11 protein-coding genes and 1 pseudogene are annotated in these 13,016 nt (G+C 41.0%); 1 reads left to right on the top strand and 11 read right to left on the bottom strand.

Annotation, left to right across the window (positions count from 1 at the left end):
- Positions 1–177: 177 nt before the first annotated feature.
- Positions 178–1,368: a ferric reductase-like transmembrane domain-containing protein gene (locus HT736_RS07610; protein WP_172930912.1), complete on the top strand. Its 1,191-nt coding sequence runs from the start codon at positions 178–180 to the stop codon at positions 1,366–1,368.
- Positions 1,369–1,689: 321 nt separating this feature from the next.
- Here the strand turns inward: HT736_RS07610 and HT736_RS07605 are convergent, their stop codons facing one another.
- The 11 genes and pseudogenes from HT736_RS07605 to HT736_RS07555 form a co-directional block, all read right to left on the bottom strand.
- Positions 1,690–2,571, bottom strand: a complete 882-nt coding sequence (locus tag HT736_RS07605) for a class II fructose-bisphosphate aldolase (protein ID WP_001019001.1) — start codon at positions 2,569–2,571, stop codon at positions 1,690–1,692.
- Between the two features lie 140 nt (positions 2,572–2,711).
- Positions 2,712–4,040 carry a sensor histidine kinase VncS gene (gene vncS / locus HT736_RS07600; protein ID WP_119943699.1) on the bottom strand — a complete coding sequence of 443 codons (1,329 nt, stop codon included), beginning with the start codon at positions 4,038–4,040 and terminating at the stop codon, positions 2,712–2,714.
- Complete coding sequence (gene vncR / locus HT736_RS07595; RefSeq protein WP_138703451.1) at positions 4,037–4,693, bottom strand: response regulator transcription factor VncR; 657 nt, start codon at positions 4,691–4,693, stop codon at positions 4,037–4,039. Before vncR ends, vncS begins: the two co-directional genes overlap by 4 nt.
- A 285-nt stretch (positions 4,694–4,978) precedes the next feature.
- On the bottom strand, positions 4,979–5,740 hold the full coding sequence (locus tag HT736_RS07590; RefSeq protein ID WP_172930911.1) for a hypothetical protein: 762 nt from the start codon (positions 5,738–5,740) through the stop codon (positions 4,979–4,981).
- A complete protein-coding gene (locus HT736_RS07585; RefSeq protein WP_172930910.1) occupies positions 5,703–7,514 on the bottom strand; it encodes a CAP domain-containing protein in 1,812 nt (603 codons plus the stop codon). Before HT736_RS07585 ends, HT736_RS07590 begins: the two co-directional genes overlap by 38 nt.
- A 297-nt stretch (positions 7,515–7,811) precedes the next feature.
- The gene (vex3, locus tag HT736_RS07580) at positions 7,812–9,191 is read right to left on the bottom strand and encodes an ABC transporter permease subunit Vex3 (protein WP_023939017.1); all 1,380 of its coding nucleotides are present in this window, start codon (positions 9,189–9,191) and stop codon (positions 7,812–7,814) included.
- Positions 9,192–9,246: 55 nt separating this feature from the next.
- A complete protein-coding gene (gene vex2, locus HT736_RS07575; RefSeq protein ID WP_000173719.1) occupies positions 9,247–9,894 on the bottom strand; it encodes an ABC transporter ATP-binding subunit Vex2 in 648 nt (215 codons plus the stop codon).
- 126 nt (positions 9,895–10,020) lie between these two features.
- Entirely contained in the window at positions 10,021–11,298 is a 1,278-nt protein-coding gene (locus HT736_RS07570) for an ABC transporter permease (protein ID WP_054392898.1), read from the bottom strand.
- Positions 11,299–11,533: 235 nt separating this feature from the next.
- Positions 11,534–11,608: pseudogene (locus HT736_RS07565) on the bottom strand (transposase); the annotation flags it as partial.
- On the bottom strand, positions 11,602–11,952 hold the full coding sequence (gene tnpB, locus HT736_RS07560; protein ID WP_023934214.1) for an IS66 family insertion sequence element accessory protein TnpB: 351 nt from the start codon (positions 11,950–11,952) through the stop codon (positions 11,602–11,604). The gene tnpB and the pseudogene HT736_RS07565, both read right to left, overlap by 7 nt.
- A 336-nt stretch (positions 11,953–12,288) precedes the next feature.
- Positions 12,289–13,016 (bottom strand): LPXTG cell wall anchor domain-containing protein (locus HT736_RS07555; RefSeq protein WP_172930909.1); only part of this gene is annotated, 728 nt, incomplete at its 5' end.

Genomic DNA, 13,016 nt, shown 5'->3' with positions numbered 1-13,016 from the left:
TTCCTAGTTTGCTCTTTGATTTTCATTGAGTATAAACAGCCACTCTCCAGTTCAATTGGAGAGTTTTTTATAAGAACAGAGATTTACACACCTAGATTTGACACCATACATTTTCTATGATAAAATGTAACAAATTCATTTACAACAAATCGAAATCTAAATGAAATGGAATTTTCTATGAAATCAATCAAAGGACTACTCTTTATCATAGCTAGTTTTATCTTGACTCTTTTGACTTGGATGAACACTTCTCCCCAATTCATGATTCCAGGACTAGCTTTAACAAGCCTATCTCTGACTTTTATCCTAGCCACTCGTCTCCCACTACTAGAAAGCTGGTTTCACGGTTTGGAGAAGGTCTACACCGTCCACAAATTCACAGCCTTTCTCTCAATCATCCTACTAATCTTTCATAACTTTAGTATGGGCGGTTTGTGGGGCTCTCGCTTAGCTGCTCAGTTTGGTAATCTTGCCATCTATATCTTTGCCAGCATCATCCTTGTCGCCTATTTAGGCAAATACATCCAATACGAAGCTTGGCGATGGATTCACCGCCTGGTTTACCTAGCCTATATTTTAGGACTCTTTCACATCTACATGATAATGGGCAATCGTCTCCTTACATTTAATCTTCTAAGTTTTCTTGTTGGTAGCTATGCCCTTTTAGGCTTACTAGCTGGTTTTTATATCATTTTTCTATATCAAAAGATTTCCTTCCCCTATCTAGGGAAAATTACCCATCTCAAACGCTTAAATCACGATACTAGAGAAATTCAAATCCATCTTAGCAGACCTTTCAACTATCAATCAGGACAATTTGCCTTTCTAAAGATTTTCCAAGAAGGCTTTGAAAGTGCTCCGCATCCCTTTTCTATCTCAGGAGGTCATGGCCAAACTCTTTACTTTACTGTTAAAAATTCAGGCGACCATACCAATAATATCTATGATAATCTTCAAGCCGGCAGCAAAGTAACCCTAGACAGAGCTTACGGACACATGATCATAGAAGAAGGACGAGAAAATCAGGTTTGGATTGCTGGAGGTATTGGGATCACCCCCTTCATCTCTTACATCCGTGAACATCCTATTTTAGATAAACAGGTTCACTTCTACTATAGCTTCCGTGGAGATGAAAATGCAGTCTACCTAGATTTACTCCGTAACTATGCTCAGAAAAATCCTAATTTTGAACTCCATCTAATCGACAGTACGAAAGACGGCTATCTTAATTTTGAACAAAAAGAAGTGCCCGAACATGCAACCGTCTATATGTGTGGTCCCCTTTCTATGATGAAGACACTTGCCAAACAGATTAAGAAACAAAATCCAAAAGCAGAGCTTACTTACGAAGGATTCAAGTTCAAATAATTACTCATACTCTCCTGGAAATTCCCAGGAGAGTTTTTTTATAGCCAAATGAAATAAGACCAGAGCGATGAAATTTTGGAATTCAAATCAATTGATAAGACTATTTTATAGTAGAGTGAAATAGGATACGAACAAATTGATTAGGAAAATCAAATGAATTTATAGAAATATTTTAGCAGTTATATTGTCCTGTTCTAGTTTCAAAACGCTATAGAAGCAGCATTGTGCTAGTCTAGATTCAGTTTACTATACTAAAACGAGTAGCTTGAAATCAAAAAACCCACCCTCACAGGCAGGTTTTATCTGTATTATTCAGCTAGATTATGCTTTACCTTCTGAACCGAATACGTCGATACGTTCTTCAACCGATGCTTGGATAGCTTTTACACCGTCAGCCAAGAATTTACGTGGGTCGAAGAGTTTTTTCTTATCGTATTCTGCTTCGTTTGCTTCGTAGTCACGAGCAAATTTACGAGTTGCGTTAGCGAATGCGATTTGGCATTCAGTGTTAACGTTAACTTTGGCAACACCAAGTTTGATAGCTGCTTGGATTTGCTCATCAGGAATACCTGAACCACCGTGCAATACGATTGGGAATCCTGGAAGAGCTTCTGTCAATTTTTGCAAGTGGTCAAGGTCAAGACCTTCCCAGTTTGCTGGGTAAGGACCGTGGATGTTACCGATACCAGCTGCCAAGAAGTCGATACCAGTTTCAACCATTGCTTTAGCGTCTTCGATTGGAGCCAATTCACCTTTACCGATGATTCCGTCTTCTTCACCACCGATAGTACCAACTTCAGCTTCTACTGAGATACCTTTAGCGTGTGCTTTTTCAACAACTTCTTTAGCCAATTTAAGGTTTTCTTCAACTGGAAGGTGTGAACCGTCAAACATGATTGAAGTGTAACCAACTTCGATACACTCAAGTGCATCTTCGTAGTGGCCGTGGTCAAGGTGGATAGCTACTGGTACAGTGATACCCATTGATTCAACAAGGTTAGCAATCAAGTTGCGAGCAACTTTGTAACCACCCATGTATTTAGCAGCACCCATTGAAGTTTGGATCAAAACTGGAGCTTTTTTAGCTTCTGCTGCGCGCAAGATAGCTTGAGTCCACTCAAGGTTGTTTGTGTTAAATCCACCAACTGCATAACCGTTGTCACGAGCTGCTTGGACAAATTTTTCTGCTGAAACGATTGCCATTTTATCAGGCCTCCTGTATATTTTTATGGGTCACCCCATTTACATTGTTCATTTTATCACTTTTTGACAAAAAAATCTAGTTTTTCCCGTAGTTTCGATTTAATTTCTTCTAGCTTCATCCATGTAAACCCTTTCTATCTCTAGTCTTGGGCGACTTTTGGAAAAGCTATGAAGAAGGTTAAACGATTCTCCTCCATCTCGAAATGATAAGCTAATTTTTCATGTTCCAATAGACTCTTGACCACAAAGAGTCCCATCCCAGGCCCTTTGGGCTTGCGACTAGCATTATCAGAAAAAGACTGGGCTAGTTTTTCTTGTTCTTCTGAGCTACAGCTATTCTCGATAAAGAGTTCCCCTTCTCTTTCTCCAATGCCAACCAAGCCACCTGGAACAGAGTGCTTGATGGCATTGCTGATGAGATTAGAAAGAATCAACTTCATAACTGATGGGTTTAGATAAGCCTGCTGATGGGTCAAACTATTGTCAATCTGGAGCTCTCTTTCCTTGGCGAGCAAGGCATAATCCTTAACCAGACTTTGTGTCATCTGGAGGAGGTCAATTTCTTCCCTATCATCTCGCAACTCCTGCACAGAAGAGAGGGAAAGTATCTGCAGAACATGGTGATTGAGTTCATCCACAATCCCCAAGGCAACTCCCAGATACTGGTCTCTATCCTTATAACGACCGATATTCTCTTTCATGTTTTCGATCAGGATTTTCAAACTAGCCAGCGGTGTTTTCAGTTCATGAGAAGCCCCTCGTAGGAATTCGACCTTCATCTTCTCCAGCTGGAGAATGGCTTCATTCTTGTCATGCAAGTCTGCAATGACAGTCAAAAGATGCTGGTAGAGGCTATTGATTTGTTCCTTGAGATCACCAATCTCATCCCTAGAATCCACGCGCAATCGCACTTGGGAATCCAGTTCCATCATTCTACGAGTCACCCGTTTGATTTCCAAGATCGGGGCAACAATGGTCCGAGCATAGATGTAGGCCACCAAGAGGGAAATTAGAAAGGATGCCAGCAAGGTATAGGGAAGAAATTGGAGACTGATTTGCTCTGCTTCCTTTTGCAAATCCATAGAAACCAGAAACTGGAGAGTCATGGTGCTACCATCTTGCGTTGTCACCTCACGCTCCTCAATAAAGAGAGAGGTGGTCTGACGGTCCGTATCCAGAGGAATGCTGTCCTTGACTTCTAACTTGTCCTCTGTCATCTCGCCCTTAACGACCCCCTTGATATCACTAGTCTGGGAATACAGCTCTAACACTTGCTCGATGCTCTGCCTATCCTTTCCTTCTAGGGACTTGGCAATAGCTGTCGCTTTCTGGCCAATGGTTTCCTGACGATGACTCAGATAAGTCGAGGGAAATAGAAAATAAATAGCTAAATGAAGGCAGATAACCAGAACACTAAATATCGAGAAGGTATAGATAAATATCTTTGTAAATAAACCTGTTCGTCTCATTTTCGCTCCAATTTATAACCAACATTGCGCACAGTGAGGATGCAGTCCAGGTCTAGCTTTTTCCGCAATTCCTTGATATAAACATCAATGACACGGTCAAAGGGAACCTCATCTGTCGCTTTCCAGACGGCATCGATTATCTGAGACCGAGTCAAGGCCCGGCCTTCATTTTTCACCAGATAGTCCAGAATTTCCAACTCTTTGGCATTGATAAGCACTTCTTGACCTGCTAGACTGGCACTGTAGCTCTCAAAATCCACCCTGGCATCTTTATAAGAGAAGATTCGTCCTGTATCGTAGTATCTCTTGAAAATTGCATCCACCCTCACTTTTAAGAGGGAGAGGGAGAAGGGCTTTTCCAGATAGCCATCTGCCAGAGAAGCAAAGGCAGTCATCTTGTATTCCTCATCCTGAAAGGCGGTCAGCATCAAGACAGGAACCTGACTGGTTTTACGAATCTCAGCTAGGACTTCTAGACCATTTAGCTTGGGCATCTGGATATCTAGTAAAATCAAGGCTACCTCATAGCTAGAAAATTGCTCCAAGGCTTCTTGCCCATCTGCAGCCTCAAGGGTTTCATAGCCACAATCCGTCAAATAATCACTGACCCCCTCACGGATCATCTCTTCATCTTCTACAATTAAAATTTTCATACTTTAACTGCTCTCTATTTTTTATTTTTCTTAGAATAATACTCAATGAAAATCAAAGAGCACACTAGGAAGCTAGCCGCAGGTTGCTCAAAGCACTGTTTTGAGGTTGCAGATGGAAGCTGACGTGGTTTGAAGAGATTTTCGAAGAGTATTAGAATAACTACCTACTCTATTTTCTATTATAGCCTCTTATTGGCCTTTTGTCTGTAAGCAACTGACCACTAGATAAAACAAAGAGAGCCTATCGCTCTCTCTGCTTGCATTTCACTCTCTGTGGAATGAAAATTATTTAGCTGCTTTTGAAAATGTTACAACGTAATTATAATCTTTCCCATTATTTTTATAGAGATAGTCTTCTTTAACAGTATAACCACGTTTACGTAATTCCTCTTTCTTGGCATCAACTTGGTTCTTGACTGCCACTTTTACTTCATCATCTGTTGAACCTTCCGCGATTTCAAGAGGAGTTCCATTGATATCTCCTAGAAAACCTGCAATATCTTTCATTTTATCAAAGTTATAAAAAACATTGACTTTGACCTTTTGAGGAGCTGGTGTTACAACTTCTTCAGCTTCTACTGTTGTTCCTGCGTCTTTTGGAGCTAGTGTTTCTTCTGTTCCTACTTCTACAGATGGTTGTGTGTCTGTTGACTCACTTTCAGAGGTAACTGATGCTTCTTTTGACTCTGACGATTCTTCTGATGTGGCATTTGTTGTTCCATCTTGTGTCTCAGAATTATTTTCTTGTGAATTTACTAAGTTAGAATCAGACGAAGTCGCTTCTCCAGTTTCTTCTGTGGTGGTCAATACTTTTTCTGAGTCTGATGATGGAGCTACAGATGTTTTTCCTGTTTCTGCCATATCCGTAGCTGATGTGTTTTCAGCTGGTTCTACTTGACTTTTCTCTGTGCTTTCCGTAGATTCTACAGTCTTTGCTTCCTCTGTTGCTCCGTTACCGTGCGATGTTACATCTCTTGTTTCTGAAGACGCTTCCTGTGAATTAACATCTTTACTGTTTGTCTCTTCTATCAGATATGTTTTCGACAATATCAGCTTTTGTTTTAAATGAGGAAAGTTGAGATTCTGTCACCTCTGCTTCTTGAATTGCTGGCCCATACTGTCCAACTAAAGCCTCCGAGTCGACCTTATCTCCTAAAATTTGTGCAACAGTAATCCAGTGATGTTCATGACGAGGGTTATTAAATGCACCAAGACCTGTATAAGTATATAGAGGATTTATCAATGATTTATAATGACCAGTTTGACCTGCAACTGTCTCACCCTTTGATTTTTTAATATAATCGGCTTTTTCTGAGTACCATTGCTTAATCGCCTCTGCAAATCCTTTATAATTCCACGCCAAGTTTTCTCCAAATGTTCTAGTACCAGTCGGAAAAGCTGTCCAAATATTTTTGTCAGAGAGACGAGCATGGGCATTCGTAATAGAAGACTCAGCAGCTCTCATAAGAGCCGTTTTTTCCAGTTGTGTTGACCACTTAATCGGAACATACTTATCTACTAATTTCTCCTCAAAAGCCTCTTTACGAATCTTATTAAGAGAATCTAAGATAGCTTGTTGATCTGGTGTTAAAAATTCTCCTTTGATTCCCACCAAAACATTGCCAGCAGATGCTTGACTCACTTCCGATTTAAATACAGTCTGCACCTCCTTTTGTGGTACAGCCGGCACTTCCCCTTTCGGTATTACTGGATCTTCCGTGGTTGGTCTTGTAGCTACCGGTGCTTCTGATTTTGGTGCTGGCGCTTCTGATTTTGGTTCTGATACCATTGGCTCTTCTGCTTTTGGCGCTGGTGACTCTGGTGCTTCTGCTTTTGGTTCTGATACCGTTGGCTCTTCTACTTTCGGTGCTGGAGATACGGGTGCTTCTGCTTTTGGTTCTGATACCGTTGGCTCATCCGCTTTCGGTGCTGGGGTCGCTGGCTCTTCTACTTCTGGTGCCAGTGTTGCTGGTTCTTCCGCTTTTGGCGCCGGTGACACTGGTTCTTCCACTTTTGGTGCTGGGGTCGCTGGTTCTTCCGATTTTGGTTCTGATACCATTGGCTCTTCCACTTTCGGTGCTGGCGCTTCAGAACTTGGATTTGAAACTACAGGTTGATTTGTTGTCCCTATATTTGAAAGGGCCTTGTCTACTACTGGACTTGATTCAGTTGAGTTCCCTGATTCAATTGTAGTATCTGCAGATGGAGCATGTAAAGTTTCTGATCTTGTTTCGGCTTTTGGCGCAACTGAGACTGAGGTTTCTGATTTCGATGCCGGCAATACTGACTCTTCAGCTTTCTCTGCTGACGCCGCTGGGATTTCCACAGCTACTGGTGTCGTTTGTTTAACAGTAGTCCTTTGTTCACCAGTTACAGTATCTGTTTTTGTTTCAACTTCATAACTTTGACGACTACCAGAATTATCAATCGACACTCGCTGTCTTTTTACTTCTGTATTTCCATCTTTTAGAAAAGCCTCTTCGCTAAAATACAATTTATTATTAGCAAAAATCAAATCTCTATTTGCAATACGATTTATCTCAACCAAACTATCAACAGATAGCCCTGTTGCCCCACTAATAGCACTCAATGTATCTCCCCACTTAATTGTGTAGTGTGATAAATTGTCTATATTTAGAATATCAGCTTTCACTTCCTCAACTGTTCTGGCTACCCAAACACCATCTTGTTCACTGGCTGATACAGTTGGAGCTAAAAAGCCTAGCCCCAGTAGAATCACACCTGTCGCAACAATTGCACCCGTTCTTAATTTTCTAAAACCACGGAGGGATAAGCTTCCTCTAACATTTGTTTGTCTCATAATATTTATTTTTCCTCACTATTCTATATTTTCCAAGGTAGACCCTGCCTAGGTCTACTAGCCTATGTTTGCGATATGGATAGGCTTCTACAGATTTATCTATAGATTTTTATGCACAATTCCATATATAAGTTGCGAAACCCCTTTCTAATAAATTCCATAACTTTAGTATATCATATTTAACACTAAAGTACAAAGAAAGCAACTGAAAGCAATGATTTTCACCACTGCTTTCTGCTTCATGTATCATTTTAAAACTTTCAGTTGCTAGCCTCATTTTTCAGTCTAGCATCCGTATTATTCACCATCCAGCAAAAGCTCTTTTGGTTGTTTTCTAAGGAGATTGCTTGAAGCAAGCGCCATAACGGCCACCACTAGAACCAAGGCAAGGACAAAGACGATGATAAAATCTGATGTCTGAATAGAAATGTCTAGGCTCGACAAGGTCTTGCTAAAGCCATCTACTTCTGCACCACCACCAAGGTTAGAGGCTTGAGCCGCCTTACTAGCCTGTTTGGCAACACCTGAAGTCACATTGGCAAGGACAGTGTTCCCAATTGTACGGGCAGTGTAATTAGCTAGGAAGTAAGCAGAAACGAGAGCAGGGATAGCAATCAAGATAGATTCGGTGATGAATTGACCCAAGATACTTGCCTGCTTGAGGCCGATAGAGAGGAGAATTCCCACTTCCTTGCGACGGGCGTTGATCCAAAGGCTGAGCAAGAGGGCAAGGAGGAGAACTGAGAAGCTCAAGCTACCCCAGAAGAGGAGGTTGGCCATCTTGTACATACCAGAGATAGATTGCTCAAGAGCTGGGTAGTTAGAGGAGCTCTTGACGAGTGTGTAGCTCTTCCAGTTGATACCACTGATGCCATTCAACTCTTTCATAACATCATCCAAGTTCTTGTCTGCTGTTACAAAGAAGGTTGCGTCCCCATAAATGGCTGTGTCTTCTGTGTATCCATAAAGTTTTGCAGCAGTGTGAATGTCTGTAATAGCTGTGTTTTCGTAAAGTTCTTGTGAGTAGGTTACTGCTGACTTATTATGACCATCAAAGAGTCCCTTGATTGTCACTTCAACTGTTTCCTTGGCTCCTTTTTCATTATCTGCATCGTAGATATTAGAGTCCAGTTTAACCTTGTCCCCTACTTTCCAGCCGTGTTTGGCTGCCAAGTCCTTGTGCAAGAGGATTTTATCCTTGTCGTCGTTGGTTAAGTGCTCTCCTTCGACTAGTTTATAAGAACCAGAGACAAACTTGTCTTCTTTAGAGGAGTCATTGACACCTGTAATCATCAAGCTACTTCCAAAACGTTTGGCACGATCAGCAGTGAGATTCTTCTTGGTTTCTGGCGTTTCAATGAGGTCATATCCAGTCAAATCTCCGATAGCGTTGATACGTTTGACATAAGACTCGATGGCCTTGTTTTCGGTGATTTTTTTGATGTCTTCACCCTTAATATTCCCAGCACCACGAGGCGTTCCTTGGTTGACGCGACGATTGATTTGCATGGAGAAGCTATTGGTGATATTTTTAAAGGTCTCCTGAGAAGCCTTGGCAGTAGCTCCCTTGATTGACAAGCCGACCAAACTCAAGCTCGCCATGAGGAGAATAATCAGGAAGATGACAATCGATTTGAAAAACTTCCTTGTAACATAGGCAAATGCGTTGTGTAACATAGATTCCCTTTCTAGATTTTATTCTATTTTATAGTTTGAACAGAAAAAGTTCGTATTATTTCGTAGTATTTCGAGTTTCAGTCAGTTTCTTATCTTTCAACTCAAGTGTAATATCTGATGCTTGTGCCACTTCTTTGCTGTGGGTTACGACGATGACACATTTACCTGTTTTCTGGGCAAGTGATTTGAGCAGTTCGACAATATCCCCAGCAGTTTTAGGATCCAGATTTCCTGTTGGCTCATCAGCTAGAATAACTGGAGCTTCTGAGACCAAACTGCGAGCAATGGCAACACGTTGCTGTTGACCACCTGATAACTGGAGAACATTCCGCTTGATCTGATTTTCATCTAAACCAAGCTCAAGCAGTGTATCCTTGCTTGCCTTTTTGTTGACCAAGCGGATATTTTCCAGTGGAGAAAGATAATCTATCAAGTTATAATTTTGAAATACCAGGGAAATATGGTGCATACGATGGTAGGAATACCCCTTCTTACGAATATCCTCTCCTTGGAAAAGAATCGAACCTTCAACAGGACTATCTAAACCAGCAAGTAGGGACAAGAGAGTGGATTTCCCCGCTCCTGACTCCCCAATAATACTGTAAAATTTCCCAGGTTCAAAATGATAATTGATCTGATATAGGACTGCCTCAGCAGTGTTCTTATAACGGTAGTTAAGGTCTTGTAATTGTAATAAAGTCATGATTTCTCCTTCTTATACTCAATGAAAATCAAAGAGCAAACTAGGAAGCTAGCTGTAGGTTGCTCAAAGCACAACTTTGAGGTTGCAGATACAGCTAACGCGGTTTGAAGAGATTTTCAAAGAGTATTAACTAATAGATGATAAAATTTCTTTCGGCGCTTTTCTAAATAAGAATAGGAAACAAAGGGCTACAGATAAGCAACTAAGCAGAACTAGAAAAACATAGGATGCTGCAAAAGATAGGATGCTGGTTGATAAACTGCTTGCTTTGGCTAGCGTGTCTTGTAAGCTTGCCTGCTCTCCACTTGCTAGTAGAGTTTGGAGTAGGTAGGATGTGATGGCGTTGCCTGCAGCAAATGCTGGAAGCAAGGCACCAAGAGATACCAAAACTACCTCTAAACAGAACTGTAGGAAGATCGAGCTCTTGCCTTTTCCAAGTGCTAGTAAAATCCCCACTTCGTAGACCCTTTCTCTCAACCAGAGAGACAAGACCAAAATCAAGGCCCCTACTCCTGCTATCAACATCCCATAAAGGAAGATGGTCAGAAAGGTTTGGAAGGTTGCAACTGAATCTTTGATTTGTTCAAAAGCCTTGTTTTCCTTCTCGACTTGGTATCCTTGATTTTCCAAGGCCAAGTTTTCTACCTGCTTCATGAGTCCGTCCATTTTCTTAGGATTTTCTACATAGAAGCGTGCTGCACTGACTTGAGCTTCACTATTGCCCAAAAGGGTTTGGCTACTTTCATAATCTGTAAAGACTTGATTTTCACTGAAGTCAGAAGACAAGCCTGTGAATTTCTCTTGTTTTTTACCAGAGAAGATTCCGACGATTTCAAACTCGACAGTTTGTCCTTTGCCAGATTCTGACTGACCAGCATCCAAGCCAATCTTGTCATGAAGCGAAAGACCGTTCTTCTTAGCCAACTCTTCGTGGATCAGGATTTTCTTGGAATCCCCTTTTTGAAGGTGTCGCCCTTCTTTTAGGTTGAAGGCCGAGCTAGTAAAGGTTACATCCTTAGATGAATCCTCAAGAGCTGTTAAACTAACCAAGTTTTTGTCTGCAGCTAACAAATCATCACGCTCCACGCTCTGCTCACCACTCACCGCTTCCTTGTCTTTTAGTTTTGCGACCGTCTCGAGTTCAGGAGAAACATTTTCCAGTCCCTTAATCTGGCTCACGGATGATAAGTCCGACAACTTGAAAGTCTGACCATTTTCTATCTTCTTAATAGAAAAAGATGTATTGAGTGATTTATAAAGATTGGTTTCCACTGTTTTGTTGGACTTCATCAGCGTCAAACAGGCTGAAATTCCAGCCAATAGGACCAATAAAATCAGAAATAAAATAAAACTTCTCAGTCGTTTTCTGCTGACATAAGCCCAAGCTCTTTGGATTGGATTCATTTGTCACCTCCATATTTGTAAGACTATTATAAAACCCAAATATGAAATGTTTATGAAATACGAAAAAAAATATCGAGTAGGGGATAATCTCTAGTCCCTCTCACACCACCGTACGTGCCGTTCGGCATACGGCGATTCAACTAACTTTTAAAGCATGTCGTTCAAGGTCATAATCCAAACACAAAATCAGTCCACGTTTTTCTTAGGCTAAAAGAGTCCACTGGACTCTTTTACTCCGTCCCATAACCAATGATTTAATAGCGCGTTCAGCTAGATTATTGGAAAGGACCAGATGCCCGTCTTTCAATAGAAATCACGACTTTCTGATGAATTTATTTTGGGAGTGATAGAAAAGCCCTTCATAAGCCAGTCTACTTGTTCAGGCGTGAGAGCTTTGATATCCTTTTCTGTACTGGGCCAAGTCAGTCTGCCGCTCTCAAAGCGTTTATATAGTAGCCAAAATCCTTGACCATCCCAGTAAAGGGATTTAAAGCAGTCTTTACGTCCACCACAAAAGAGAAAGACTTGACCTGAAAAGGGATTTAATTCAAAGTGGGTTTTAATGAGATAAGCCAGTGAATCAATGCCTTGTCTCATATCCGTTTTCCCACACACGAGATAGACCTGCCCTAGGCTAGATAGATGAATTGTCATAGAGCAACACCTTATCCAAAAGCTCTTCTATCATTTCGAGATTGTGGAATCTCTACAGGAACAATAGGTTGTGGCATTAAAATATCTTCCAATAGTTTTACTTTACGAATAGTATACAGGAGGAACTCCATGAATGATAGATACCTTGTTATGACGCGCTTACCGTACTATTATAAATTCAATCCACTATATCATTTGATTCACTAGTAAAAAAAGGATAACATCTCCTCTCGGAGATGCTATCCTTTTGGGGGCGACTAGAACATAGTGTTCCAATCTATTTTCGTTAAATTTACAGAATGTTTATCCTATGAATTATTTTATCAAAGTAATTTCTTACTCTTCTTCCTTGCGTTTTTTCGCGATAAGGAGTCCCCCTGTTGCTGCTGCAAGAAGTGCTAGAGCAAGTGAAGCGCTAGATTGTTCTGTACCAGTATTTGGCAATTCTTTCGCTCCTGCTTTCTCAGCTGGTGCTTGAGCAGGTGAATCTTGGTTGGTAGCTGGATTAACTGCTACTGAACTATCTGATTTCTTGACTGTCTTATCTGCTGGAATAACAGATGTAGTACCATCTTCAAAGGTTACAACTACTGATCCGTCTTTGTTTACCTTAATATCTTTCGCAGTTGGGTTAGATTTCTTAACTTCTTCGGCTACCTTAGCTTTTTCTGCGTCAGTCAAGTTGCTTGGATCTTTAACTGGTGTTGCTGACGGATCCTTAACACTATCTGCATCTTTAGCTTTCTCAACTGCTTTAGCTGCTGGAATTACTGCTGTTGAGCCATCTGGGAAGGTTACAGTTATTGTTCCATCTTTACCTACTTTAACATCTGTTGCAGTTGGGTTAGATTTCTTAACTTCTTCGGCTACCTTAGCTCTTTCTGCATCAGTCAAGTTGCTTGGATCTTTAACTGATGTTACTGATGGATCTTTAACACTATCTGTATCCTTAGTTGATGGATCTACTGGTTTAGATTCTGGTTTCGAGTTTGGATCTTTCGGATTTGTTCCCTTATCTACTTCTTCTTTATCTGTGAAGCCATCGCCATCTGTATCAGCTTTAG

Source organism: Streptococcus sp. 339, from assembly GCF_013277285.1.
GTDB classification, from domain to species: Bacteria; Bacillota; Bacilli; order Lactobacillales; family Streptococcaceae; genus Streptococcus; species Streptococcus pseudopneumoniae.
Note: the sequence above shows the minus strand (reverse complement) of the source record. Positions and strands in the feature narration are given on the sequence as shown.

Excerpts from the sequence above, each read along its gene's own strand:
- HT736_RS07570 (WP_054392898.1), bottom strand. The coding sequence starts at position 11,298 with ATGAATCCAATCCAAAGAGCTTGGGCTTATGTCAGCAGAAAACGACTG.
- vex2 (WP_000173719.1), bottom strand. The coding sequence starts at position 9,894 with ATGACTTTATTACAATTACAAGACCTTAACTACCGTTATAAGAACACT.
- vncR (WP_138703451.1), bottom strand. The coding sequence starts at position 4,693 with ATGAAAATTTTAATTGTAGAAGATGAAGAGATGATCCGTGAGGGGGTC.
- HT736_RS07585 (WP_172930910.1), bottom strand. The coding sequence starts at position 7,514 with ATGAGACAAACAAATGTTAGAGGAAGCTTATCCCTCCGTGGTTTTAGA.
- tnpB (WP_023934214.1), bottom strand. The coding sequence starts at position 11,952 with ATGACAATTCATCTATCTAGCCTAGGGCAGGTCTATCTCGTGTGTGGG.
- HT736_RS07610 (WP_172930912.1), top strand. The coding sequence starts at position 178 with ATGAAATCAATCAAAGGACTACTCTTTATCATAGCTAGTTTTATCTTG.
- vncS (WP_119943699.1), bottom strand. The coding sequence starts at position 4,040 with ATGAGACGAACAGGTTTATTTACAAAGATATTTATCTATACCTTCTCG.
- HT736_RS07605 (WP_001019001.1), bottom strand. The coding sequence starts at position 2,571 with ATGGCAATCGTTTCAGCAGAAAAATTTGTCCAAGCAGCTCGTGACAAC.
- vex3 (WP_023939017.1), bottom strand. The coding sequence starts at position 9,191 with ATGTTACACAACGCATTTGCCTATGTTACAAGGAAGTTTTTCAAATCG.